26 protein-coding genes and 1 riboswitch are annotated in these 23,669 nt (G+C 74.5%); of the genes, 10 read left to right on the top strand and 16 right to left on the bottom strand.

The window, feature by feature from the left end:
- Positions 1-290 precede the first annotated feature (290 nt).
- Positions 291-1,643, top strand: coding sequence for an ATP-binding protein (locus ACIQGZ_RS00180; RefSeq protein ID WP_402599933.1), 1,353 nt, complete (start codon positions 291-293; stop codon positions 1,641-1,643).
- A gap of 9 nt (positions 1,644-1,652) precedes the next feature.
- On the opposite strand, the gene ACIQGZ_RS00175 is transcribed toward ACIQGZ_RS00180, so the two are convergent.
- From ACIQGZ_RS00175 to ACIQGZ_RS00155, 5 genes are all read right to left on the bottom strand, one after another.
- Positions 1,653-3,437, bottom strand: a complete 1,785-nt coding sequence (locus ACIQGZ_RS00175) for a phospholipase C (RefSeq protein ID WP_402598296.1) — start codon at positions 3,435-3,437, stop codon at positions 1,653-1,655.
- A 94-nt stretch (positions 3,438-3,531) separates the two neighbouring features.
- Entirely contained in the window at positions 3,532-4,818 is a 1,287-nt protein-coding gene (gene efeB, locus ACIQGZ_RS00170; protein ID WP_402598295.1) for an iron uptake transporter deferrochelatase/peroxidase subunit, read from the bottom strand.
- A 99-nt stretch (positions 4,819-4,917) separates the two neighbouring features.
- Entirely contained in the window at positions 4,918-6,087 is a 1,170-nt protein-coding gene (locus tag ACIQGZ_RS00165; RefSeq protein ID WP_402598294.1) for an imelysin family protein, read from the bottom strand.
- 255 nt (positions 6,088-6,342) lie between these two features.
- Positions 6,343-6,957 (bottom strand): hypothetical protein, encoded by a 615-nt coding sequence (locus tag ACIQGZ_RS00160; protein ID WP_402598293.1) that lies wholly within the window; start codon positions 6,955-6,957, stop codon positions 6,343-6,345.
- Between the two features lie 2 nt (positions 6,958-6,959).
- Positions 6,960-7,790, bottom strand: a complete 831-nt coding sequence (locus ACIQGZ_RS00155; RefSeq protein WP_402598292.1) for a hypothetical protein — start codon at positions 7,788-7,790, stop codon at positions 6,960-6,962.
- 303 nt (positions 7,791-8,093) lie between these two features.
- On the opposite strand from ACIQGZ_RS00155, the gene ACIQGZ_RS00150 reads away from it, so the two are divergent.
- Positions 8,094-8,933 (top strand): SAM-dependent methyltransferase, encoded by an 840-nt coding sequence (locus ACIQGZ_RS00150; RefSeq protein ID WP_402598291.1) that lies wholly within the window; start codon positions 8,094-8,096, stop codon positions 8,931-8,933.
- A gap of 64 nt (positions 8,934-8,997) precedes the next feature.
- On the opposite strand, the gene ACIQGZ_RS00145 is transcribed toward ACIQGZ_RS00150, so the two are convergent.
- Positions 8,998-9,606, bottom strand: coding sequence for a superoxide dismutase (locus ACIQGZ_RS00145; protein ID WP_402598290.1), 609 nt, complete (start codon positions 9,604-9,606; stop codon positions 8,998-9,000).
- A gap of 377 nt (positions 9,607-9,983) precedes the next feature.
- Between ACIQGZ_RS00145 and ACIQGZ_RS00140 the strand changes: the two genes are divergently transcribed.
- Positions 9,984-10,544, top strand: coding sequence for a methylated-DNA--[protein]-cysteine S-methyltransferase (locus ACIQGZ_RS00140; RefSeq protein ID WP_402598289.1), 561 nt, complete (start codon positions 9,984-9,986; stop codon positions 10,542-10,544).
- 30 nt (positions 10,545-10,574) lie between these two features.
- On the opposite strand, the gene ACIQGZ_RS00135 is transcribed toward ACIQGZ_RS00140, so the two are convergent.
- Entirely contained in the window at positions 10,575-10,934 is a 360-nt protein-coding gene (locus ACIQGZ_RS00135; RefSeq protein ID WP_402598288.1) for a hypothetical protein, read from the bottom strand.
- 100 nt (positions 10,935-11,034) lie between these two features.
- A complete protein-coding gene (tatA, locus tag ACIQGZ_RS00130; protein ID WP_402598287.1) occupies positions 11,035-11,277 on the bottom strand; it encodes a Sec-independent protein translocase subunit TatA in 243 nt (80 codons plus the stop codon).
- Between tatA and ACIQGZ_RS00125 the strand changes: the two genes are divergently transcribed.
- Positions 11,162-11,782 carry a 4-oxalocrotonate tautomerase family protein gene (locus ACIQGZ_RS00125; RefSeq protein ID WP_402598286.1) on the top strand — a complete coding sequence of 207 codons (621 nt, stop codon included), beginning with the start codon at positions 11,162-11,164 and terminating at the stop codon, positions 11,780-11,782. The two genes, tatA and ACIQGZ_RS00125, sit on opposite strands and share 116 nt — an antisense overlap.
- 228 nt (positions 11,783-12,010) lie before the next feature.
- Here ACIQGZ_RS00125 and ACIQGZ_RS00120 read toward each other — a convergent pair whose 3' ends face one another.
- Both ACIQGZ_RS00120 and ACIQGZ_RS00115 read right to left on the bottom strand, forming a co-directional pair.
- Positions 12,011-12,724 carry a cation transporter gene (locus ACIQGZ_RS00120; RefSeq protein WP_402598285.1) on the bottom strand — a complete coding sequence of 238 codons (714 nt, stop codon included), beginning with the start codon at positions 12,722-12,724 and terminating at the stop codon, positions 12,011-12,013.
- Positions 12,725-12,726: 2 nt separating this feature from the next.
- The gene (locus tag ACIQGZ_RS00115) at positions 12,727-13,059 is read right to left on the bottom strand and encodes an ArsR/SmtB family transcription factor (protein ID WP_402598284.1); all 333 of its coding nucleotides are present in this window, start codon (positions 13,057-13,059) and stop codon (positions 12,727-12,729) included.
- Between the two features lie 239 nt (positions 13,060-13,298).
- Between ACIQGZ_RS00115 and ACIQGZ_RS00110 the strand changes: the two genes are divergently transcribed.
- The 3 genes from ACIQGZ_RS00110 to ACIQGZ_RS00100 all read left to right on the top strand — a co-directional run bounded on the left by ACIQGZ_RS00110 (position 13,299) and on the right by ACIQGZ_RS00100 (position 16,714).
- Positions 13,299-13,646 carry a VOC family protein gene (locus ACIQGZ_RS00110; protein WP_402598282.1) on the top strand — a complete coding sequence of 116 codons (348 nt, stop codon included), beginning with the start codon at positions 13,299-13,301 and terminating at the stop codon, positions 13,644-13,646.
- Between the two features lie 135 nt (positions 13,647-13,781).
- On the top strand, positions 13,782-15,347 hold the full coding sequence (locus ACIQGZ_RS00105) for an MFS transporter (RefSeq protein ID WP_402598281.1): 1,566 nt from the start codon (positions 13,782-13,784) through the stop codon (positions 15,345-15,347).
- A 185-nt stretch (positions 15,348-15,532) separates the two neighbouring features.
- Positions 15,533-15,751, top strand: a riboswitch (cyclic di-AMP (ydaO/yuaA leader).
- A 12-nt stretch (positions 15,752-15,763) separates the two neighbouring features.
- Positions 15,764-16,714 (top strand): M23 family metallopeptidase, encoded by a 951-nt coding sequence (locus ACIQGZ_RS00100; protein WP_402598280.1) that lies wholly within the window; start codon positions 15,764-15,766, stop codon positions 16,712-16,714.
- A gap of 102 nt (positions 16,715-16,816) precedes the next feature.
- Here ACIQGZ_RS00100 and ACIQGZ_RS00095 read toward each other — a convergent pair whose 3' ends face one another.
- Positions 16,817-17,119, bottom strand: a complete 303-nt coding sequence (locus tag ACIQGZ_RS00095; protein ID WP_402598278.1) for a hypothetical protein — start codon at positions 17,117-17,119, stop codon at positions 16,817-16,819.
- 207 nt (positions 17,120-17,326) lie between these two features.
- On the opposite strand from ACIQGZ_RS00095, the gene ACIQGZ_RS00090 reads away from it, so the two are divergent.
- Entirely contained in the window at positions 17,327-17,905 is a 579-nt protein-coding gene (locus tag ACIQGZ_RS00090; RefSeq protein WP_402598277.1) for a DinB family protein, read from the top strand.
- A gap of 41 nt (positions 17,906-17,946) precedes the next feature.
- On the opposite strand, the gene ACIQGZ_RS00085 is transcribed toward ACIQGZ_RS00090, so the two are convergent.
- Complete coding sequence (locus ACIQGZ_RS00085) at positions 17,947-18,822, bottom strand: hypothetical protein (protein ID WP_402598275.1); 876 nt, start codon at positions 18,820-18,822, stop codon at positions 17,947-17,949.
- A 224-nt stretch (positions 18,823-19,046) separates the two neighbouring features.
- Between ACIQGZ_RS00085 and ACIQGZ_RS00080 the strand changes: the two genes are divergently transcribed.
- Positions 19,047-19,376: an STAS domain-containing protein gene (locus ACIQGZ_RS00080; protein ID WP_402598274.1), complete on the top strand. Its 330-nt coding sequence runs from the start codon at positions 19,047-19,049 to the stop codon at positions 19,374-19,376.
- Between the two features lie 36 nt (positions 19,377-19,412).
- On the opposite strand, the gene ACIQGZ_RS00075 is transcribed toward ACIQGZ_RS00080, so the two are convergent.
- The gene (locus tag ACIQGZ_RS00075) at positions 19,413-20,027 is read right to left on the bottom strand and encodes a TetR/AcrR family transcriptional regulator (RefSeq protein ID WP_402598272.1); all 615 of its coding nucleotides are present in this window, start codon (positions 20,025-20,027) and stop codon (positions 19,413-19,415) included.
- Between the two features lie 88 nt (positions 20,028-20,115).
- Between ACIQGZ_RS00075 and ACIQGZ_RS00070 the strand changes: the two genes are divergently transcribed.
- Positions 20,116-21,153 carry a DNA-binding protein gene (locus ACIQGZ_RS00070; RefSeq protein WP_402598271.1) on the top strand — a complete coding sequence of 346 codons (1,038 nt, stop codon included), beginning with the start codon at positions 20,116-20,118 and terminating at the stop codon, positions 21,151-21,153.
- Positions 21,154-21,183: 30 nt separating this feature from the next.
- Here the strand turns inward: ACIQGZ_RS00070 and ACIQGZ_RS00065 are convergent, their stop codons facing one another.
- The 3 genes from ACIQGZ_RS00065 to ACIQGZ_RS00055 all read right to left on the bottom strand — a co-directional run bounded on the left by ACIQGZ_RS00065 (position 21,184) and on the right by ACIQGZ_RS00055 (position 23,412).
- The gene (locus ACIQGZ_RS00065) at positions 21,184-21,906 is read right to left on the bottom strand and encodes an MBL fold metallo-hydrolase (protein WP_402598269.1); all 723 of its coding nucleotides are present in this window, start codon (positions 21,904-21,906) and stop codon (positions 21,184-21,186) included.
- Between the two features lie 104 nt (positions 21,907-22,010).
- The gene (locus ACIQGZ_RS00060; protein WP_402598268.1) at positions 22,011-22,991 is read right to left on the bottom strand and encodes a helix-turn-helix domain-containing protein; all 981 of its coding nucleotides are present in this window, start codon (positions 22,989-22,991) and stop codon (positions 22,011-22,013) included.
- Positions 22,992-23,148: 157 nt separating this feature from the next.
- Entirely contained in the window at positions 23,149-23,412 is a 264-nt protein-coding gene (locus tag ACIQGZ_RS00055; RefSeq protein ID WP_402598266.1) for a hypothetical protein, read from the bottom strand.
- Positions 23,413-23,669 lie beyond the last annotated feature (257 nt).

Here is a 23,669-nt window from a genome sequence, read left to right as displayed (position 1 = left end):
CCCGTCCTCGCTCCGCCGTCTCGCTCCGCGACCGGTCCGCCTACCCCCGCCCCCCGCCCCCACACCGGCTGACCAGGGCTTCCCGCCGGAGACAGCCCAGGCCCTTCGGTAAGGACTACACTCCTTAGGGGTGTGGTCCTTACGATTGGAGGGTGTCGGTGCAGCGGACGACAGGACCCGGTAAGCCGCCCCACGTCTTCGCCAGGGAAGCCGAGTGGAGCGGCCTCGCGGCCTTCGCGACCCGGTCCGCCCCGCACGCCATGCTCGGGGTGGTCAGCGGCAGGCGCCGGATGGGCAAGACGTATCTGCTGCGCGCCCTGGTCGAACAACTGGGTGGCTTCTACTTCGGAGCCACGGCCGCGACTGCCGGAGAGTCACTGCGGCAGTTCGGCGCCGCGCTGGCCGACCATGCGGGCTCACCGGCCCCGTTCTCCTTCGCCACCTGGGACGACGCGGTCTCGTACCTTTTCGGACTGGCCGCACCCGACCGGGGCGAGGGGCCCGTGCTCGTGGTCATCGACGAGTTTCCGTACCTGGAGAAGGCGGCTCCGGAACTCCCCTCCCTCATCCAGCGGGAGATCGACCGCTTCCAGGTGGCGGGGAGCCGGATGCGGCTGCTGCTGTGCGGCTCCGCGATGTCCGTGATGGGCGGTCTGCTGGCCAGCACCGCGCCGCTGCGCGGGCGGGCTCAGCTGGAACTGGTCGTCCGGCCGTTCGGATACCGGTCGGCCGCCGACTTCTGGGGCGTCGCGGACAGTCCCGCGCTCGCGGCCCGGCTCCACGCGGTGCTGGGCGGCACACCGGCCTACCGGCGGCAGTTCCTCGCCGACGACGTCCCGGAGAGCCTGGCCGGGTTCGACGACTGGCTCTGCCGCACTGTCCTCTCCCCGCTCAGCCCGCTCTTCCGCGAGGCCCGGTACCTGCTCGCCGAGGAAGCCGACATCCGGGACACCGCCCTCTACCACTCCGTCCTGGCGGCGGTCGCCGAGGGCAACACCACGCGCGGTGGAATCGCGGGATACATCGGCCGGAAGTCGGTGGACATCTCCCATCCGCTCAACGTGCTGGAGGACAGCCATCTGCTGGTCCGGGAGGCGGATGTGTTCCGGGCCGGGAAGTCGCAGTACCGCATCACCGAACCGCTGATCAACTTCTACGAGGCGGTGCTGCGCCCGTCCTGGGCCCGGTTGGAGGGCGGCCAGGCGGCGCAGGTGTGGTCGCAGTCGGCCGAGCGTTTCGCGGCACAGGTCGCGGGCCCGCACTTCAAGGAGATGTGCCGCGCCTACCTGCTCGGTCCGGGCAGCGCCCTGCTGGACGGCAGCCTGGGGCAGGTCGGCGGCGGTGTCGTCGTCGACCCGGTGGCGCGGCGGCAGATCGAGATCGACGTGGCGGTGGTCGAGCCCGGCTCGGGAGGCAGCAGACCCGCCGTCGCGCTGCTCGGCGAGGCCAAGTGGGGCACCGTCATGGGCCTCGGGCACCTGGAGCGGCTCCGGCGGGCCGCAGAGGTCCTTGCCACGCGCGGCCTGGACACCGGCCGCTGCGCCCTCGCCTGCTTCAGCGCCGCCGGGTTCAGCGACCCGCTGCGGGCCGAGGCGGCGCGGTGCGGTGCGCTGCTGATCGGGCTGGAGGAGCTCTACGGCTGAGGGCGGGGGCTACGGCCGGGGGTGGTGGCGGGTGAGGGTGCGGCCGGCGGCGAGGGCGGTGGCGGCCAGGGCGGTGGCCAGGGTGGCGGGGAGGACGGGGGAGGGGTCGTCGGCCGGGGTCGGCGGGATGGGGGTGACCGAGCGGACCGAGCCGTCCGGGTTGAGCAGCATCCGGGTGCGGTGCGGGTGGTCGAAGTCGAAGGCGTGCACCAGGGTGCCCGCCCGGCCGTCGAAGGAGGCGCCGCCGATCCGGCCGGTGCGCCAGTTGTCCTCGATGAAGGCCGTGATGGACGCCTGCTCGGTGGGCGTGTGGTCGATGTGGCCGACCCTGGCGTATGGGGAGACCACCAGCAGCGGCTGGCGCGGCCCCGGCCCGCAGCGGTCCTGGAAGCCCAGGGCCGCCGGGGGTCCGGCCTGGCAGGCGGGGCCGTCGGTCGGGCCGCCCCCGGCGGCGGGCGTGGTGTCCCGGGAGCCGTTGGTCGGCGGCGTCCAGACGTGGTCGTACCAGCCGTCGGAGTCGTCGTACGCGATGACCACGGCGGTGTGCGGCCACTGCGGGGACAGCTGGATGCGGTTGATCTCGTCCACCAGGAAGTGCTGCTCGTCGATCGGGTCGGAGTACCCGGCGTGCCCGTCCTGGTACTGCGCGGCCTTGAGGAAGCTGACGGCCGGGAGGCGGCCGGCGGCGACGGCGGCGTGGAAGTCCGCCAGGTCGTAGTTGTGGTTGGCCGGGCCCGGGTAGCCGATCTCGGCGACCGAGGCGGGCGGCAGGTGGTGCGGGTTGGCGGTGGACCGGTAGTACTGGAACGGGTTGTGGTGCGGGCTGTAGTCGACCACCGGGATGCCGCCCACATTGGTGTGCGTGGTGCCGCCGCACCGGGCGTGGTGGCCGGGCAGCCCGTCCCACGGGGTGCTGGGCCGGAAGCCGCCCTGGAACCAGCCCCAGCTGACCCGTGCCTCGTTCAGCAGGTTCCCGATGTTGCGGCCCAGCATGGCGGCGAGCGCGCTGCCGCTGCTGCGGTCGTTGCCGGAGCAGTCGTCGAACGCCGGGTCGGGGTCGTTGATCATCGTGCCGACGCCCCGCGCGTCCGGGGAGGCGACCGCGTACGGGTCGGGCGCGGCGGTCCGTACCGGGTCCTCGGAGCCGGAGGCCGGGTCGACCGAGACCACGCCGTGGGTCTGCCCGGAGATCAGTTCCAGCGCGCCGGGGGTGGACGGGCCGTACGCCGAGCCGAAGGAGCGGTCGCCCAGGGTGTAGTGCCGGGCGTAGTTCCACAGCGCGGTGACGGTGTTGCCGTCGAAGTAGTCCAGCACCAGGCCGGGGTCGCCGTGCAGCCGCCCGGAGCACTTGCCGTACTCGGTCTGCTCCACGAACCGGTCGGCCGCGCCGCCGTGGTAGGCGAGCTGTTCGGCGGCGTAGTCGTGGTTCTGGTCGCAGGTCAGGGCCTCGGCGGGGGAGAGCCGCCGGGGGGCGTACTGGTTGGGGTTGCGCTTCAGCAGCCCGGCGGACTCCAGGGTGTCGGCGCGGGGCGCGGTGGCGGTGTTGGCGGCGTGGGGGATGTCGGGGTCGGCGTGGAAGGGCGTGCCGTCGGTGTTGGCGGCGTGCGGGTAGGTGGCGAAGTAGTGGTCGAAGGAGACGTTCTCGTCGTAGATCACCACCAGGTGCCGGATCGGTGACCTGGTGGGTGTCGGCCGCCCGCCCCCGGCGGCGGGCGCGGCCGCTGCCGTACCGGCGGCCGCCAGCGCGGCCAGCAGCACCGCCGCCCCCCGCCGTACCCCCGACCCGCCGACCATGCGCCACCTCTCCCCGGCCGTACCCGCGCTGCCCCTCCACCATGGCCCATCCGCCCACCCGCCGCCGGGACCGCCACCGCGCCCCGCGCCCGCTTCACCCGCCCGCCGCCCGGTCGGCCGCCGCCCGGTCGGCCGCCGCCCGGTCGGCCGGTGTGCGGTCGGCCGGTGTGCGGTCGGCCGGTGTGCGGTCGAGCAGCGCGCGGCCCAGCCAGTCGGCCGCGTCCCGCACCCCGGGCAGCGCGAAGAAGTAGCCGCCGCCGAACGGGACGGCGTAGTCGGTCAGCGGCTCGCCCGCCAGCCGCCGCTGCACGGCGGCGAACTGGCGGTCCAGATCCTGCTGGAAGCAGCAGAACAGCAGCCCCGCGTCCAGGTCGCCGTTGGCCCGCACCCCCCGGTCGTAGCTGTAGCCGCGCCGCAGCGGCTGCTCGGCGGCGCTGCCGGGGGTGCGCGGGTTGGCCAGCCGGATGTGCGCGTCCAGCGGGATGACCTCGCCCTCCGGGTCCTGCGGGTAGTCGGGCGCGTCGGACTCCCGCCGCCCGTCCAGCGGGGCGCCGGTGTCCCGGGCGCGGCCGATGATCCGCTCCTGCTCGGTGAGCGACACCCGGTCCCAGAACTCCACCAGCAGCCGGATCAGCCGCACCACCTGGTAGCTGCCGCCCGCCGCCCAGCCGGGCTCGCCGCCCCCGGCGGGCACCCAGACCAGGCGGTCCATCGCGCGGGCGTCCCGGGGGTCGGGGCCCGCCGTGCCGTCCTTGAAGCCCAGCAGGTTGCGCGGCGCGCCGGACGGGCGCGGCGGCGGCCGGAAGCCCTCGGCCCGCCAGCGCAGCCGGGTCAGGCCCCGGGTGTGCCGGGTGACGTCGCGCAGCGCGTGGCAGAGCGTGTCCGGGTGGTCGGCGCAGAGCTGGAGCAGCAGGTCGCCGTGGCACCAGGCGTCGTCCGGGTCGTCATCGGGGAAGACGTCCATCGGCCGCAGCCGCCGGGGCCGCCGCGCGGCCAGCCCGTACCGGCCGTCGAACAGCGACGCGCCCACCGCGACCGTCGCGGTCAGCCCGTCGGCGGGCACCACCGGGCCCAGCTCGCCGGAGTCCGGCGGCGGCGCGGAGATGCCTAGCGGCGCGGGGGCGCCGCCGATGGTCAGGAAGCGCAGCCGGTCGGTCAGTACGCGCAGCAGCTCGCCGAGTTCGCGCCGGTCGCGGGCGGTGACGTCCAGCGCGGCGAAGCAGGCGTGCGGCTGCGGGGGCGTGGTGACGCCGGCCTGGTGCGGGCCGTGGAAGGCCACCGGCGGCCCGGCGGTGGCGGCCCCGCCGCCCACCGCCCCGGCCGCGCCCGCCACCAGGGCGCCGCGCAGCAGCGAGCGGCGGTCGAGCCGGGCGGGGGTCATGCGGTCCTCCCTGAGTGGCGGTGCGCGGTGGCCCGGTCTGGTGGCTCGGTACGGGTGGCGGGGTTGGTGCTGCCCGGGGGCCGACCGGCCGCGCGGGGGTCATGCGGTCCGCCGTGGGTCGCAGCGGGTGGCGACCCGGGCGAGCAGTTCCGCGAGCGCGCCGAAGTCTGCGTCGATCCGCTCCCGGTCGGGCCGGGCCAGCGCGGCGGGCGGCTGCCAGCCGCCGCCGGGGCGGGCGGCGACGGCGAGGTCGCGTACGGCGCGGCGCAGCAGCGCGTCGGCGGACCGGGGCAGCCGGGCGTCGCCGCGGACCAGCAGCGGACGCAGCAGCCGCAGCAGTTCGGCGGTGCCGTCCAGCCCGGCGCGGGCGGTGGCCAGCGGGGTGCCGCTGCCGTGGTCGCTGCGGCCGGTCAGGTCGGCCTGGAGGGCGTCCTCGGTGATCTCATGGGCGCGGACGGGCAGTTCGGCCGGGTCCAGCCGGGTCCGCGCCCACTGGGTGCGCAGCGCCCGTACGTCCCGGACCAGCCGCTCGACGGGGGTGCGCAGCGCGGCGGCGGACTCGCCGTGCCACAGGCCGCGCTCGACCCGGTGGAAGCCGCTCACCGGCCGCACCACGCCGTCCACCGCCTCCCCCAGCTCCCCGAACGCCCCGTACGCGCCGCCGAGCCGGGCATAGCCGAGGTGCGCGGCGAGCCAGGCCGTGCGGGCGGCGGGCAGGTTGCGCCGGGCGACGGCGGTGCGCAGCGCCTCGACCCGGCCGACCAGCCGGTCCAGCCCCCGGGCCACCCACCGCTGGTAGGCGAGCGCGGGCGGGATCAGGTCGTGCCGGGTGACCGGCGGCACCGCCGGCCCGCCCCGGACCGGGCCGTCGGTGACCCGTACGGTCGGCCCGGTCACCGCCCCGGAACCCTCCGGCAGGCAGCGGAAGGCGTACTCGCCCCGGCCGAGGGTCACCCGCAGCTCCCGTACGGTGCCCGGACCGAGCCCCTCGACCTCGCCGAGCAGCGCCCCCGAGGCGTCCATCAGCTGCACGTCCGCCGCGCCGCCGGAGGTGTTCCGCAGCTCGAAGACCTGGGTCCCGCCCCGGGGCCGGTCCCACCCCCGCCCGCAGCCGCCCGGCGACACCTCCACCGCACCGCCCGCCACCGGGCCGCCCCCACCGCCCCCACCGCCCCCACCGGCGGCGGCCGGGGCGCAGGCAGCCAGTGCGGCCCCGGCGAGCAGCAGCGCCGCCCGCCGGACACGGCGGCCGCCGCCGGGATGCGTCATCGATCGATCACCCTCCGCAAAGTACCGGGACCCCGATGCTAAACGGGTCAAACCGGATATCCCCCAAGACACCGCCCACCCACGCCGCCGCACTGGCCGGCTCCCGGATGGCGCCAGGCGCCCCGGCGCCCTCTTGGTGGCCGGCGGAGGCGGCTGTATTCTGGCGGCAGTGTCAGTGGCCGTGGGCCGCTGGAAGTGGAGCCAGGTGACCTGGGGCAGACCGGGAGCCTGGCTCGGCGCCTTTCCGGGGCCGTATCAGCAGGCGGTGTGGACATCGAAGTCCAGCACCGTGCCGCCGAGGAGGTCCCGGTACTCCCCCCGTCCCAGCCGCTCGGCGCGGCAGGCTCCCGCCACCACGTCGGCGACCCACAGCAGCGGCTCCATCGCCCCGAGGACGTGGTCGACGCGAAACCGCGTCCCCTTGGGCAGGCCGCTGCGGGCGGCGATGACGGTGGTGACGTCCCTGCTGTTGAGCTCCTTCTCGCGGGCTTCCATGTAGAGCTGGGCGACGCCGAAGCCGTGCAGTTCGACAACCAGGGCGGTGAGGCACTTGCTGCGTGCCCTCTCCTGCCTGCGCAGCGGCACCGGGGAGCCGACGGAGACGACGTGCAGCCCCGGCAGGCCGGCGACGAGCCGGGCGGCGGCGCAGCGGTCACGGTGGTCCATCTCGGTCCAGTGGGCCTTGGCGGTGGCCCGGCGGCCCCGCAGCCCGCGCATCGCCTCGCGGACGGTGTCGGCGGCATCGGGCTCGATGACGGCTGCGGCCAGGATGTAGAACCCGGCCGAGTCCTGCTCCTGGAACGACTCGTCAAGCCACGCGGCCCGAGCGGTCCCGGCCGGACGGCCCGGGAGCGGCGTACCCCTGTCCACGGCTACCGGGTCACCGCCTGGCCGGAAGAGTGGTCGCCGCCCTGCTTCCGCCCCCTGGGCGGCCGCAGCCAGTCGACCAGGCGGTACCGGTACACGAGCGTGGCGCCGGTCGGGGACAGCGGTGCGGGCTCGTAGGTGGCGCGGCGTTCCGCCAGACCCGTCGTCACCAGCGTCTGCAGACCCCGCAGCTGGGTGTCGGCGGACCAGCCGTACCACGCCGGTGCCTGCTCGGCGGGGAAGGACGACCAGGGCTTCTCCTTCGCCAGGGCCAGCAGCATGGCCAGCCCCGGAACGTCGATCGCCTCGTCGTGGCCGTTCGTCCAGAAGGCCGTGGGCAGGCGCAGGAACCTGTCGGCCTCGGTCTGCCCGTCCGGCCAGGTGTACGGAGCGCCGGTGCCGTCCTCGCGGAGCAGGGTCACCGAGATCCGGGTGCTTCCCCTGGGCCGTTCGCAGACGACGAGACCCCGGTCCTCCAGGCGCCGCAGAACGCGCCAGGCACCGGTGCGCGCCGACTGGCCGGACACACCGAGGTCGGTGTCCAGCAGCCGGGCCCAGACCATGCTGTCGTGCGTCGTGACGTGGTGGCCGTCCTGGTCCTTGCCGCCGGAGGCCGCCATGACCAGGAGCAGGGCACGCAGGCCCCGCAGGTCGCCGCCGCGCACGAACTCCCGCAGCGGAGCGTGACGGCTCGCCGAGCCCCGGACCGCCTGGACGAAGGTGTGCCGCAGCGGGACGGTGCGATGGGCCGCGCGCATGAGTTGCGCGATCCGGGCGTCCCGACCGGTGATCTTCGGCGGCTGCGTGTCCGGGGCCTCGGACGGCGTCGTGTGCATGGTGTCAGGCTAGCCATGGCAGCCTGCCCTGTTCAGACGAATGATCACGCTTGATCTGGCTGCTCCAGCGGGTGCAACTGTGCGGACCTGCTGACCAACGGCTGCGGTGACCACGCCGAGGTCGTACAACCGACCCTTGTCCGCGCCCGCTTCGCACTGCCGCAAGTCGGCCGTACCACTGATGCGGACGGTCGTTCGGGGGGAATGGGGGCACCAGGTGTCCCAAGACGGGGGTGGGACGGGCGGGACGTGGCTAGCATGCGGGCTGACGGCCCGTGGGGCCGAGACGGTGGGGTGGGTGCGATGGTGGGTACCGACTGGATGCGGCAGGGTGCGCGGGGGGCGGGTGCGGAGCCGGTGGATCTGCGGACGGATCGGCCGCACTCGGCGCGGATGTACGACTACTGGCTGGGCGGCAAGACCAACTTCGATCCGGACCGGGCGCTGGGGGAGATGTTCGAGCGGCAGATCCCCGGCATCCGGAGCATGGCGCGGGAGAACCGCCGCTTCCTGGGCCGCGCGGTCCGCTACCTGGCGGCCGAGGGTGGCATCCGGCAGTTCCTGGACATCGGCACCGGCATCCCCACCGAGGGCAACACCCACGAGGTCGCGCAGGCCGTCGCCCCGGAGAGCCGGGTCGTGTACGTGGACAACGACCCGATCGTGCTGGCGCACGCCCGCGCCCTGATGGCGGACGGTGAGCACGGCCGCACCGCGTACATAGACGCGGACCTCCGCGACCCCGGGGCGATCCTGGCCCACCCGGAGCTGACCGGCACCCTGGACCTGTCGCAGCCGGTGGGCCTGACCCTGGTCGCGGTGCTGATGCTGATCGCGGACCGGGACGACCCGTGGGGCCTGGTCCGCCAGCTGCTGGACGCCCTGGCGCCGGGCAGTTACATCGCCGTCAGCCACCCCGGTTCGGACTTCGACCCGGCGGCTATGCGGCAGATCGCGGACGCGGCCGGCCACGACGGGATGACGCTGGTGCCGCGCACCCAGGAGGAGGTGGCCCGGTTCTTCGGTGACTGGGAGCTGGTCGACCCGGGCGTGGTGCCGGTGATGGGCTGGCGTCCGGACGGCGAGCCGCCGGCCGACCCGGCCGCCGCGTACTACTGGTCCGGAGTGGCCCGCAAGCCCTGAGCGGCGGGTCCGGCCCGCCCGGCCCGGGGCCTGCGGATGCCCCGGGCCGGGCGGAGCCTGCCGTTCAGGCGCCGGCGGCGGCGGTGAAGCGGCGGGAGACGTCGGTCCAGTTGACCAGGTCCCAGAGCTTGGTCACATAGTCCGGCCGGACGTTCTTGTACTGCAGGTAGTACGCGTGCTCCCAGGCGTCGAAGACCAGCAGCGGCGTGCTGCCCTGGCCGACGTTCCCATGGTGGTCGTACACCTGCTCGACGATCAGCCGCTTGCCCAGCGGCTCCCAGGCGAGCACCCCCCAGCCGGAGCCCTGCACCGAGCTGGTCGCCACCGTGAGCTGCTTCCGGAACGCCTCGAAGCCGCCCAGGTGCTCGTCGATGGCGTCGGCCAGCGGGCCGTCGGGGCGGTCGCCGCCGTCCGGGGAGAGGTTCTCCCAGAAGATCGAGTGCAGCACGTGGCCGGAGAGGTTGAAGGCGTACGTCTTCTCCAGGCCGACCAGCCCGGTGGGGGTGATCCGGTCCTTGTCCCGGGCCTCGGCGATCTGCTCCAGGGTGTCGTTGGCGCCCTTGACGTAGGCGGCGTGGTGCTTGGCATGGTGCAGTTCCAGGATCTGCCCGGTGATGGCCGGCTCCAGCGCCGAGTAGTCGTACGGCAGGTCGGGAAGCGAGTACGTGCCCATCAGGCACAGCCCCTCTCAGTGGTGTGATCAAGCTGGGTCCACCTTATTGCGAGTCACTTGCAATAACCACTGGAGTGCATCAGCATGAGAAACGACGGGGTCGGCCCGTCAGCTTTCGGGTGACCGCTCCCCGCTTGGTGGTGCGTTCCTTCCGTGAGGTGATCGTCTTCCCACCCGGCGCCCGCCGGGCCCCCGGCCGACCCCGCCCCCTCCCCGCTCGCCCGGGACACCGGCCCGCCGCCTGGCGGATTTCGGACGTCACCGTCCCGCAGCCCCCGCCCGCCGCCCGACCTGGGCGATGCTGGAGGAACACCGGAAGCACCGGAAGCACGGGAAACACCGGAAACACGGGAAGCACGGAAGACGGGGAGCGAGCCATGGCTGCGGGCTGGGTGAGCGTCGAGGCACCGGAACCGCTGGGCGCGGTCGGCGCCGCCGTCACCGCCGCAGGCGTCGCAGCGGTGGCCTTCGCGGTACGACCGCCCGCCGACCTCACGGCCCGGCTGGCGCCGGCACCGGCCGCCCGACCCGAGCAGGCGGCACTGGTGGCCCGGCAGATCGCCGAATACCTCGCCGGGCGGCGGCAGACCTTCGACTTCCCGATCGACTGGAGCCTCACCGCCGGCGCCCAGCGCACCGTCCTGCAGACCCTGCACCGGACGGTCGGCTACGGCCGGACGGTCACCTATGGCGCACTGGCGGACCGCAGCGGCGTCTACGACGACGCGGGGCCCGGCGAGCGGTGGGCCGGGGCGCGCGATGTCGGCCAGATCATGGGGTCCAACCCGGTCGCGCTGCTGGTGCCCTGCCACCGGGTGGTCGCCTCCGACGGCCTCGGCGGGTACGGCGGCGGATACGGCGGGGTGGAGACCAAGCGCTGGCTGCTCACCCTGGAGGGCGTGCTCGCGCCCACGCTGGACTGGAACGGTCCGGGCTGAGCCTGCCCGCCCAACCGGGAGCGGCGGCGCTCAGAGCCCGGTGGCGGTACGCAGCGCGGCCACGGTGGCCTCCGGGTCCGGCACGCTGATCAGCAGCACGTCGAAGCTCCCGTCCCCGGAGAGGTCGACGCGTACGCCGCGCTCACCCCGGGAGGCGAGGACGAACTGCCGCCCCGCGTGCGAGCTGCGCCAGGTGCCGGCCTTGACAACGCCCGGCAGGTCGGTGCCGGGGACGCGCAGCCCCCGGGGCGCGCCCAGCGGGTCCTGGAGCACCGAGACGGCGCGCACCTCGGTGAGCGGCACGGTGACATCGCCGTGCAGCGCCTCGACCTTCTGCCAGCCGGACAGCCGGACGGTGAGCCGGGGGCCGTCGATCACGATCTCCGCCATGGTGCTGCTCCGTTCGGCGCGGTCGCTGTCCCGGTGACAGTACGCCCCAGTCGACCGCCACCGCCGTACGGGGCGGGGGCCGACCGGGGCGCGGCGGAGGTCAGGACGCCTTGCGCTGCGGCTCCTCGACCCGAGGGGCCGCCGTGTCCACGGACGGCTCCTCGGTGACGCGCTCCACGGACGGAGGCTCGTCGCGCATGGCCTTGGTCTCGGCCTTGAGGATGCGCATGGACTTGCCCAGCCCGCGTGCGATCTCCGGAAGCTTCTTGGAGCCGAACAGCAGGACGACCACGACCAGCACCAGGATCAGGTGCCAGGGTTCCAGCCCATTCCTGAACCACACGGTCGACTCACCCCTTTCTGCGTCTCGTGGGCCGAGCCGGTGCTCAAGCCCCCCAATGCAGTATCACCCACACCACCCCGGGTGCAGACCTGGTCGAGCCACCCGGTTCGGGCCGGGGACCGCGCCGCCCGGCCCCGGGAGCCACGGCTGCCGTAGGCGGCCGCCGCCGGGGGCGGCCGATCCCGATCGGTGGCCGGCGCCTTCGCGGGGTGCCGCTTGGTGCGGCGCCCGCTGCGGTGATGGAGTGGTTCCCGTGAACGGGCGGTGGCAGCACCGGCCCGTCGGAGCAACGATACTGACGAGGAGTCAGCCCATGCCGCTCATCCAGGTCAAGCAGCTCGCCGGCCGCAGCACCGAGCAGAAGCGCGAGATCGTCCGCGAGCTCACCGACGCGTACGTCCGGATCACCGGCGTCAAGCCGGAGTCCATCTGGGTCACCATCGACGAGCTCCCGGCCGACAACTGGGCCACCGGCGGCACCCTCCTCGCCGACCGCACTGCCTGACCCCCGCCCACCCCGGGCCGCCACCCCGCCACCCCGGCGGCCCGGGGCCCCTGCGCCTGGACACGGGCATGGGGAATCCGCTCTGGGACGCGCCCCGCTCAAGGACCGGCAGCAAGGTCGGCGGTCCCGGCCAGGGCCTGCGGCCGATCCGGGGCCCGGACACCGTCGAGGACGCCGGCGAGGAGGCGCAGGGAGCCGTCACGTCGGGCCCGTGGTGGGTCGGGGAGGTCAGTCGCGGCAGCCGCATCCGGCACGGCAGCCGCACGCGTCCGGCCCGGCGGACGGCACCGCCGCAGCCGTGGGGGCGCAGCAGCCCTTGCCCTGCCAGGCGTCGCGGCCCTCCTTCACCGCGACGGCGGCGATGACGAGCGCGGCGACCGGGTCGGCCCAGGACCAGCCGAGCGTGGCGTTGAGGACCAGGCCGATCAGCAGCACGGCGGACAGGTAGGTGCACAGCAGCGTCTGCTTGGAGTCGGCGACCGCGCTGGCGGAGCCGAGTTCACGTCCGGCCTTGCGCTGAGCGGCCGACAGGAACGGCATCGCCGCCAGCGACAGGGCCGCGATGACGATGCCCGGGATGGAGCGTTCGGCCTCGCCGGTCCCGGCCAGGGCGCGGGCGGCGTCGACGGCGACGTACGCGGCGAGCGCGAGGAAGGAGACGGCGATGATCCGCAGGGTGGTCTTCTCCCGCGCTTCGCGGACCGTGTGCTCGCGGGCGGAGAACTGCCAGGCGACCGCAGCGGCGGAGGAGACCTCGATGGCCGAGTCGAGGCCGAAGCCGATCAGGGCCGTGGAGGAGGCGGTCGTCCCGGCGGTGACGGCGACGATCGCCTCGATGACGTTGTAGGCGATGGTCACGGCGACCAGCAGCCGTATCCGGCGGGTGAGCGCGTCCCGCCGGGCCGGGCCGGGGCCGAGGGATATGGACATCTCCGCGGACATGGTCAGCAGCACTTCGTCTCGGCGTCCGGGCAGGTGCGGTCGGTCTCGACGGCGACCACGGCGGCGCGCAGGTCATCGAGCGCGTGGCCGAGGCGTTCGTCAGCGAGCTCGTAGCGGGTACGCCGGCCGTCGGGGACGGTGACGACCAGCCCGCAGTCACGCAGGCACGCGAGGTGGTTCGACAGCCGGGTGCGGGAGATCCCGAGGGCGTCGGCGAGGTCGGCCGGGTAGGCGGGTGCGTCGCGCAGGGCGAGCAGGATGCGGCAGCGGATCGGGTCGGCGAGCGCGCGGCCGAACCGGGCCAGCACTTCGATGTCGGAGGCAACAGTCAGCACGGCACGACAGTACACGTACTCCTGAATTCAGGGAACCATGGATAACCACCGCGTCGGCTCGCCCTCCACGTCTTCGCCGCCCTCGCCGGGTTCACCTGCGAACCCATCGTCGGCGGCAACGAGGGCCTGGCCGCCGCCCGGGAGCGCGGCCGGGTCGGCGGGCACCCGGGCTCGCCGGCGAGGTGGGCCAATACCGGCCAGGCCCGATGTCCGGGAGTGGCGGCAGTAGGTTGGGGCGCGTGCTGGGGCGAATCGAGGAACTGGTGATCGACTGCGCCGAGCCGGCCGTGCTGGTGCGGTTCTGGGCGGCGGTGCTCGGCGGGAGTCCGGTGGACCGGGGGCCCGACTGGTCGTACGTGGACCCGCCGGACGGGCAGCCGAGGATCGCCTTCCAGCGGGTGCCGGAGCCCAGGGGGGACCGGAAGAACCGGCTGCACCTGGACATCGGCGTGGCCGACATCGACCGGGTCCGCGAGCAGCTGCTCGCGGCCGGCGCGCGGGCGGTCGGCGGGGTGCGGACGGACGAGCAGGGGGCCTTCCAGGTGATGTCGGACCCGGAGGGAAACGAGTTCTGCCTGGTGCGTTAGGCCCCCCGGCGGGGGCCCGCCGGGGCGTGGTGTCGCTCCGGCACGGCCGGGGCAGACGCCCTCCGCAGCTGTGCGGGCCACAGCGGCGGCCACCGGCGCGGCCGGTGGCCGGGGGCCGATCGCGGAGGGCCGGGCATGAGTTCCACGGCAGGCAGGGACACCGGGGCGGGTGCGTCGGAGGACGGGCCGCCGGCCGGGGGCGGCGGTGGCGGCGGGCGCGGTGGCGGCGTGCAGACCGGCACCATCCGTACCAAGGTCCCCGCCCGGCTGGACCGGCTGCCGTGGTCCGGCTGGCACTGGCGGATCATCATCGGCCTGGGCACCGTCTGGATTCTGGACGGGCTGGAAGTCACCATCGTCGGCAATATCGCCGGCCGACTCTCCGAGTCCGGCAGCGGCCTGGCCGTCAGTGCCGCCCAGGTCTCCGGGCTGGCCGCCGCGCTGTACGTGGCGGGGGCGTGCAGCGGGGCGCTCTTCTTCGGGTGGCTGACCGACCGCTACGGCCGCAAGAAGCTGTTCATGCTGACCCTCTGCCTCTATCTGGCGGCGACCGCGCTGACCGCCGTCTCCTGGACGGCCTGGTTCTTCTTCCTCTGCCGCTTCTTCACCGGCTTCGGGATCGGCGGCGAGTACGCGGCGATCAACTCCGCCATCGACGAGCTGATCCCGAGCCGCCACCGGGGCCGGATCGACATCGTGATCAACGGCAGCTTCTGGATCGGCGCGGGCGCCGGCGCGCTGATCTCGGTGCCGCTGCTGAACACCTCGCTGCTGGCCGTGAACGTCGGCTGGCGGGTCGCCTTCGCCCTGGGCGTGGTGCTCGGGCTGGTGATCCTGCTGGTGCGGCGCCATGTGCCGGAGAGCCCGCGCTGGCTGTTCATCCACGGCCGCGACCGGGAGGCGGAGGAGGTGGTCGCGGAGGCCGAGCGGATCGTCGAGGCGGAGACGCACCAGGCGCTGGCGGAACCGGACGAGTCGATCACCATCCGGCAGCGCCGCAGCATCGGCTTCATCACCATCGCACACACCGTGATCAAGCTCTACCCGGGCCGCACCGTGCTCGGCCTTGCGCTCTTCATCGGCCAGGCGTTCCTCTACAACGCGGTGACCTTCGGGTATGCCACCATCCTGAACACCTTCTTCGACGTGCCCAACGGCCACACCGGCTACTACTTCGTGATCATCTGCGTCGGCAACTTCCTGGGGCCGCTGCTGCTCGGCGGATTCTTCGACTCGGTGGGCCGCAAACCGATGATCTCCGGCACGTACATCCTCTCCGGGGTGCTGCTGCTGGGCACCGCGCTGCTGTTCCAGCACGGCGTGCTCTCCGCGCTCACCATGACGTTCTGCTGGACGGTGGTGCTGTTCTTCGCGTCGGCGGGGGCCAGCTCGGCGTACCTCACGGTGAGTGAGGTCTTCCCGATGGAGACCCGGGCGATGGCCATCGCGTTCTTCTACGCGGTCGGCACGGCGGTCGGCGGTATCTCCGGGCCGCTGCTCTTCGCCGACCTGGTGAGCACCGGAAAGCCGACCGACACCGCAGTGGCCTTCGCCATCGGCGCGGCGCTGATGATCGCGGCCGGGGTGGTGGAGCTGTTCCTGGGCGTGAAGGCGGAGCGGCGCGGACTGGAGAGCATCGCGATGCCGCTCACGGCGGAGGACCCGGCGGCGTCCGGAGCCGCCGCACCGGGCCGAACCTGACGTACGGTGACCGGCTCCTGACCCTGGGGAGGGGAGCGGTGCCGCGCTTCCCATCAACCGCGACAAATCACCCCTTCCGTCGTTCATGTGACCGTCTGCATTTCCCAAGTGGCTTGGAATTGCGGCGGCCTGGGATTAACGTTTGATAACGCAGCGCGGTCGCAAACGCCGTACCACGACGGCACCGTGCGCCAACGCCTAATCCTGGAGGCGCCGTTACGGCGGCGTCCGGGAGCCGGGGAACCACCGTTCCTTGGGGTGAATCGGCGGCGGCGGACCTGTTCGCACCCTGACGGAGCGTTACCAGACGCTCGCCCGGGTACGGCCGCAGGCCCCCGCAGCCGTAGGAGACCTTCCTGCTCCGAACCCGTCAGCTAACCCGGTAGGCGTGAGGGAAGGAAAGGAGTGCGCCTGCCGTGGCGTCGACGTACCGTTCCGAGGGCATGCCCTCGACCCTGCCGCTCACCACACTCTCCGGGGCGACCGGGCCGACCGGGCCGACCGGGCAGCCCTGGCCCGAGATCCCCGCGCAGGCCGACGGCTTCGGCGGCGAGCCGGACCGCGGCCGCCACCGGATGCCCAGGCAGCGCAGCGGCGGCATCGGCTCCTCCGCGGTGATAGGCGTCGCCGCGATGGCCGCCACCCTGGGGACGACCGGCTTCACCTCGTACGCCGCCACCGCCACCGCCGAGCAGGCCGACGACGCGCGGAGCACGGCGTTCGCCGAGGCCACCGACCCCGGCGTGGCCCTGGCCGCCCGTATCCAGGCGCAGGCCGACAGCCAGCGCACCGCCGCCGAGGAGACCGCCCGGGTGCAGGCCGCCCGCGAGGCCGAGGCCAAGCGCGCCGTCCAGGAGCAGGCCGCCCGCGAGGCCGCCGCCAAGGAGGCCGCCGCCCAGCGGGCCGAGGAGGCCCGGCAGCAGAAGGCGGCGGCGGAGCGCGCCGCCCGCGAGGCCGAGCGCGCGCTCCTCGGTGACCTGGTGCTGCCGGTCTCCGGATACACCCTCACGGCGGGCTTCGGGCAGGCCGGCTCCTACTGGTCCCACCTGCACACCGGCCTGGACTTCGCCGTCCCGACCGGCACCGCCGTCAAGGCGCTGGGCGCGGGCACGGTCACCTCGGCGGGCTGGTCCGGCGCCTACGGGTACCGGGTCATCGAGCGGCTGCACGACGGCACCGAGATCTGGTACTGCCACCTGTCCTCGATCGGCCAGGGGTCCGGCGCGGTGCGGGCCGGCGACGTCATCGCCCGGTCCGGCGCCACCGGCAATGTCACCGGGCCGCATCTGCACCTGGAGGTCCGGCCGGGCGGCGGCGCGCCGATCGACCCCAAGCTGTGGCTCCAGTCGCACGACCTCACCCCCTGAGCCGGCAGCGGTTCCGAAGCTCCGGCAGCCCCCGGCCGCCGACGGCCCCGGCGATCATCCCCCCGACGCCGGGGCCGTCGGCCTGCCCATCGGACGGCCCGGTCAGCCGCGCCGGTCCGCCACCACGTAGGAGGCCAGCGCCATCGCGCCGGACACCGCGAAGACCGAGGGCCAGGCGCCCACCTTCTTGGCCAGCGGGTGCGAACCGGCGAACGCCGCCGCATAGAGGCCGGTGAGCGCCGCCGCGCCCGCCGTACCGGTCTGCCGCTGCCACTGCCGGGCCGCCACCGCCCCCGCCGCGGCCAGCGCGACCCCGCCCAGCGGCCGCTTCCTGGTCCACCGCGCCACGCCGTAGCCGCCGACCAGCCCGGCCGCCGCCACCGCCGCCGTCGGAATCCTCGCCATCGTGCGCCTCCCTGTCCGCGCTCACGCGCCGTGCGACATCTGCTTCCGCACCGACCCTAGAACGTCCGCTCCGGGCCCCGCGCCCACCGGCCGGAGCCGTCTCGAATCCCGTTCCGCTCCCCGTTCCGCTCGCGGACCTATTGCGGACCGATCCTGACCGCATTGCCTCCTATGGTGATCCCAACGGACAGCGGAAAGGACCAACGCATGACCAGCGACCAGACCCCCGGCACCCAGACCCCCGGCACCCAGACCCCGCCCGCCCCGGCCGGGGAGCGCGACGAGCTGCTCCGGATGCTGGCGGAGCAGCGGAACACCCTGCTGGTCACCGTCCGGGGGATCGGTGACGCGGAGGCGGCGCGCCGCACCACCGTGAGCGAGCTGACCCTTGGCGGCCTGCTGCGCCATGTCGCCCACTGCGAGCGGGCCTGGATGCATGTGATGACGCGCCAGGACGGCAGCCTGCCCGACGGGATGCTGAACGGGGACCAACACCGCATGGCGGAGGACCAGACCCTGGCCGGTCTGATCGACGACTACGCGGCGGCGGCCCGGGAGACCGAGGCGGCCGTCGCGACGCTGCCCGACCTGGACCAGCAGATCCCGCTCCCCGAGTTCCCGTGGAGCCCGCCGGAGCGGCAGTACTGGTCCGCTCGCCGCATCCTGCTGCACCTGCTCCGGGAGACGGCGCACCACTGCGGGCACGCCGACCTGATCCGGGAGGCGCTGGACGGGGCCAACACCACCCGGCAGCTGGGCGAGGACAGGGCCAAGCAGAGCGCCTGACCCCGGTCCGGGCCGCCGCGCCCGGCCGGGTCGGGCCCGGCTCAGGCCCGGTCGGCGGCGGTCAGGTACCCGTCCAGCTCGGCCTGGCCCGGCTCGGGGGCCAGGTCGGCGTAGTCGGCGCGGAGCAGCGCGGGCAGCCCCGGCACCGTCCACTCGCCCAGCAGCCGCACCGCCTCGTCCGCGACCAGCTCCCCGTAGCGCTCCACGTCATGGCCGAGCTCCGGCGGCAGGCTCTGCCCGGCGGCGACCAGGGCGGAGAGCGAGCGGTACACCCGCTCCAGCAGCCGGTTGCCGAGCAGCAGCCGGGCGTTCTCGGTGGACATGCCGAGGGTGATCAGCCGGGTGCGGTCCCAGGCCTGCGGGCGGCCGTGCTCCTCCTCGGCCACCACCAGCTGCGGCAGCCCGGCCCAGGCCGCCGCCCGGCCGTCCTCGCCGCGCTGCCGGAAGGCGTCCAGCCAGGCCCGTACGGCGCCCGCGTCGGTGGTGTCCACGCCGTCGGCGTGCAGCAGCATCGCATACAGCCGGGGCCAGGTCAGCCGGCCCGGCAGCCGCATGACCAGCGGGAACCCGGCACCGAGCGCTTCCAGTTCCTCGCGCAGCCGGGCGTGCCGCTTGGCGTTGAGGCGCTTGGCGGCCCGCTGGTGGTCGAGGACGGCGGCCAGCGCGTCCAGGTACGCCTGGTGTCCGTCGCCCTCCGCGTCGGCGGTCAGCGGCAGCAGCTCGTACAGCAGCTGGTCCAGCTCCTTGGCGGACACCTCCGGCCAGCCGTCGCGCAGTCGGCAGCCGGTCAGCTCCAGCAGGGTGAGCACGATGCGCAGCGGCCGCTCGGCCACCTCGCGCCCGTCCGTGGCGCACCAGGTGAGCAGGTCGTCGGTGCGGGTGCGCGGGATGAGTTCGAGAGCCTGTGCGTCGTCCATCCCCGTACCGTAGTCCGGTCCCCGGAGCCGTGCCGCCGCCGCGCGAGTGCCGCACCGGCCGTGTGCTTTTCGGCACGGGATGTTCACGCGCCGGGCGGCCCACACCGCTGGCGGGAACCCGGGCGGCGATGGCACGGTGGATCGGTACAGGCCCTCGTCGGGGGCCCGACCCGGGTCCGTGCCGCGTGCCGCCGGGCCTTCGACCCGCGAAGGGGCCGGTGCACGTGCGTCAGACCCTCACCGCCACGCTCGACCACCGGGCCGGATGCACGGTGCTCACCCTGGTCGGGGAGATCGACCACGACACCCGGCCGCTGTTGGACGGCCTGCTGGACGGCCTGCCGGCCCGGCTGCCGCAGGCGGGCGGGCCGCTGCGGGTGGATCTGCGCGGGGTGCCGTTCATGGACTCCGCCGGGCTGCACTTCCTGGTCGAGCTGCGCCGCAGGCAGACGGTGGGCGGCGGTGCGGCGCCGGTGCTGCTGGGGGTGCAGGAGCAGCCCGCCGGCGTACTGCGGCTGATCGGGCTGGACGGCCTGCTGGGCGTCGCCGCCTGAGGCCCGCCCGGTTGCCTGGTCACTGGTCGGCCGGGGTCAGGGGGTCGCGCGGGCGGCGGCCAGGGCGATCCGGGCCGCCCGGTCGGCGGCGGCCTCGTCGAGCGGTTCGCCGGTGATCAGCAGCTGGAAGTAGACGGGGGCGGCGAGCGTCCGGACCACCTCGGCGGGGTCGGTGCCGCCCGGGAGCTCGCCCCGCTCGACGGCGCGGACGATCACCGGCGCGGCCCGCCGGACGCGGTCCTCGAAGATGTGCCGCCGGGCCTCGGCGACCTCCGGCAGGCGGATCGCGTCGGAGAGCATCACCGAGAGCACGGCCCGGCCGGACGGGCTGGTGGCCCAGCCGATGAGTCCCCGGGCGAGCAGCCGGAGGTCGGTCTCCACCGCACCGGTGTCGGGGATCGGGATGTCCGCCGCGATGTGCTCGGTCAGTGCGGCGACCACCAGGGTCTCGCGGTCCTGCCAGCGCCGGTAGACGGTGGTCTTGTGGACCCCGGCCCGCTGGGCGACGTTGTCGACGGTCAGCGCGGCGTACCCCGTCTCGGCCAGCTCGGTGAGCGTCGCGGCGAGGACGGCGGCCCGTACCTTCGGGCCGCGCCCCACCGGCCGGGAGGCTGCGGAGGCGGCTGCGCGGGTCGGGCGGTCGGACTGCATTGCAACTCCTGGTTGCGTTGGATCGGGTGGCGTGGCACGCTCAGAATATTGCAACTCCCAGTTGCAATACCATTCGAGGGGGTCAGCCATGCCCGCGCTCTACCGGTACACCGCACCCGTCCGGAAGAAGGCCGCCACCGGACCGGTCGCCGCCGTCTACGCCCAGATGTCCGCCGACTTCCTGCTCGGCGACGGGCCGCTGATGGCCCTGTCGCCCGCCCCGGACCTGCTCACCGCCGCCTGGGCGCTGCTGCGCGAGGCGCAGGTGGCCGGAGACGCCTCCCGGGCGGGCCGGGAACTGGTCGCCGCCGTCGTCTCCAGCGGCAACGAGTGCCCCTTCTGCGTGGACGCGCACACCCTGCTGGTGCACGCCACCGGCGCCCACGCCTCCGCCGAGACCGTACGCAGCGGCGGCACCCCGGCCGACCCCGGGCACGCCGCGCTGGTCGCCTGGGCCACCGGCACCGCCACCGCCGCCACGGCCGCCACCGCCGCCACGGGGTCGGCCGCGCCGCCGTTCCCGGCCGCCGAGGCGCCCGAGTACCTGGGCACCGTACTGGTCACCCACTTCATCAACCGGATGGTCTCCTCGCTGCTGACCGAGGAACTGCTGCCCGGCGGCCTCCAGGGCTCGGCGCTGGTCCGCCGGGTGGCCGGGCGGGTGGCCGGCGGCAACGCCCGGCGCCGCTCGCGCCCCGGCGAGAGCCTGCCGCTGCTGGCCGGCCTCCCGGCCGCCCCGCCCCCGTCCTGGGCCGGGGACTCCCCGGTCGGCCCGGCCTTCGCCGCACTGCGGGCGGTCGCGGCCACCGGCGGCGACCTGCTCACCGACCCGGCCCGTACGGCGGTGCTCGACACGGTCGCCCGCTGGGACGGCGGGCCGCAGCCCATGGCGTCCGGCTGGCTGGACGCCCCGCTCGCCGCGCTGCCCGCCGCCGACCGACCGGCGGCCCGGCTCGCCCTGCTGGCCGCCCTCGCCCCGTACCGGGTCACCGATGCCGACATCGCCGCTTGGCGCACCCCCCACCACCGGCCCGACGCCGAACTGGTCCGGCTGCTCGCCTTCGGCGCCATGGCCGCCGTCGAACGCGTCGCCACCTGGGTCGGCGTCAGGCAGCCGACCCCGTGACGTCCGGCCCCCCGGCTGCGGGCCCCGGGCTCAGAGCCAGTCCTGCTCGGGGGTGGCCGCGCGGAGGACCGGGCCCGCGCCCCGGAGGATCGGGTCGCCGTGCGGGACGCACAGGGTGTCCGGCTCCAGCGCGGCCAGCCGTCGGAAGGAGGCGATGGCCGCAGCGCGGTCCACGTTGATCGGGCCGAGGATCGCGCGGTGCTCGGCGGTGGCGATGAGGTCGCCCGGGAACAGCACGCCCCCGCCGGTCGGGAGGTGCAGCGCGATGCCGCCGGGGGTGTGGCCGGGCACATGCAGGACGTGGACGGGCTCGCCCCAGCCGTCCAGGGTGTCGCCGTCGTGCAGCTCCACATCCACCGTGAGGTGCCGGAGCGGTGGGGTGTCCGCGTCCGCGAAGCCCGCCATGACCTGCTGGTGCAGGGCGCGCTCCGCCGGGGTGTACACCGGCTCGGGCTCCGGGGCGGCGGCGCTGATCACCGGTGCGTCCAGCGCCCCGGCCAGCACCCGGGCGCCGGTGGCCGCCACCAGGTCGGCGGCCGAGCCCATGTGGTCCAGGTGCGAGTGGGTCAGCACGATCTGCCGCAGTTGCTGCGGCCGGCCGCCGAGCCGCGCCAGCGCGGCCAGGATCGCCGGGGCCGAACCCGGGAAGCCGGTGTCGACCACCGCGAAGCCGTCCGGCAGCCGTACGAGGTGCACATGCCCGACCGGCAGCGGCAACTGGTGGACGGTCGGGGTGATCCGCAGCAGTTCCATACGTCGACGCTACGGCCTGCCGACGCCCCGCCAACCGCTTTGCGCCGCCCGCGAATTCAGCGCAGCGGAGAATCCCGCACCACCCCCGGCCGGGTGCGGCGCGGTCAGATCCAGCCGCGCTCCCGGGCCGCCATGCCGGCCTGGAAGCGGGTGCCGGCGCCCAGCTCCCGCATCAGGGTCTGGAGGCGGCGCTGGGTGGTCCGGGCGCTCCAGCCGAGCGAGCGGGCGATCGACTCGTCGGTGAGCCCGGCGGCCAGCAGCGGCAGCAGTTTGCGGTGGTCGGCGTCGGGCTCGCTGCTCTCCTGGACGGTGCCGATCGCCGCCTGGAGCGGCACCGCCCGCGCCCACTCGGCCTCGAAGAGGGCGTTCAGGGCCTGGAGCAGCGTCGACGGGTGGATCACATAGGCGGCGTCCAGCACCCGGTCACCGAAGCTGATCGGTATGATCGCCATCCGGTCGTCCGAGATGATCATCTTCATCGGGAGCGCGGGCCGGACCCGGGCCTCCTCGCCGTCCTGGACGCTGACCAGGATCTCGTTCTCCAGGCGCCCCGGCCAGGCCAGCGCGTCCCGGTCGAAGACGGTGCGGAACCGCACCCCCGACTTGAGCTGCTGACGCTGCCTGGGCAGGTTGGCGCCCAGCTCCTGGATGTACGGCGGGCAGTCGAAGCCCCGCACCTCGTGCTGGCTGGCCCCGGTGAGGTGCTCCAGCCGCTGCACGATGGCCTCGCCGCCGGTGAGCACCTCCACGGAGCGGGCCGGGTCGGTGAACTGCGACGCCTCCCGGAAGAGGTCCATCAGCCGCTGCATCTCCGTCCGCGCGGTGTGCAGCTCGGCCTCGCGGTGGGCGATCAGGGTGCCCAGGGCCGCCTCCGGGGCGACGGCGAGATAGCGGTCGCGGTCGGTGGACGTCCGGGTGGCCATGCCCTGCTGGGTCAGCCGGGTCAGCGACTTGCAGCAGTGCTGGACGGGCACGCCGCACGCCTCGGAGAGTTCCTCGACGGTCGCCTTGGGTGCCACGACCAGTGCCGAGTAGACCTGCCCGTCAAGCTCGGAGAGCCCAAGCGCGATGAGCGCGTCGAGCACGGTGTTCCTCCCCGTCGGCGGGTTCCTGGCTGCAAGCAGGCCACTGTCCAGCGACCATCCTCGCGCGGCGCGATCCCCGGTGACAAGCTGGTCCCGGGGATCGCGGCCCGCTGCGGAGCAGCGCTGCATGCGGCGCTGTGACGTCTCTCACCTGCGGTTATGGCAGTCGTACGGTGCTCAGGGCGCGGCCGTGCCGGTGCTCCCTCGGCATCGCCCGGGAGATGGCGGTGAAGACCACCCAGATGACGGCGGCGATGGCGGCGGCCAGGATGCCGACCGGGGCCAGCAGCGCGACGAACGGGGACGCGACCAGCCAGCCGAGCGCGCGGGCCGGCTCCCGGCGGTCCATGGCCGCCCTGCCCAGGCAGATCAGGAAGGCGAGCACCATGAGTGCGTAGTAGAGGTAGTTGAACCAGCTCATGCGGGGACCTCCCTGGCCGCAGCCTGCGGCCACCGTGAATCCCGCCCGCACGCGGGGACCGGGCCCGGTCCCGCCTCGATCGGCGGGTGGGAGAAAAGGCACGTATGTCCAGGCTTGCGGCTGATGTCGGCTGGGTCAAGGGGGCGGGGGGCAACGGGCCGGGCAGCGCGGGAGGGGCCGAGGTGGGAGGGGGAGCCGTAGCCGGACCACCCCCGGCCTCCCGCCCCCGCCACCTCGACCCCTCTCACCGCCCGGAC

It is taken from the genome of Streptomyces sp. NPDC092296 (assembly GCF_044755465.1).
Classification (GTDB): Bacteria; Actinomycetota; Actinomycetes; order Streptomycetales; family Streptomycetaceae; genus Peterkaempfera.
Note: the sequence above shows the minus strand (reverse complement) of the source record. Positions and strands in the feature narration are given on the sequence as shown.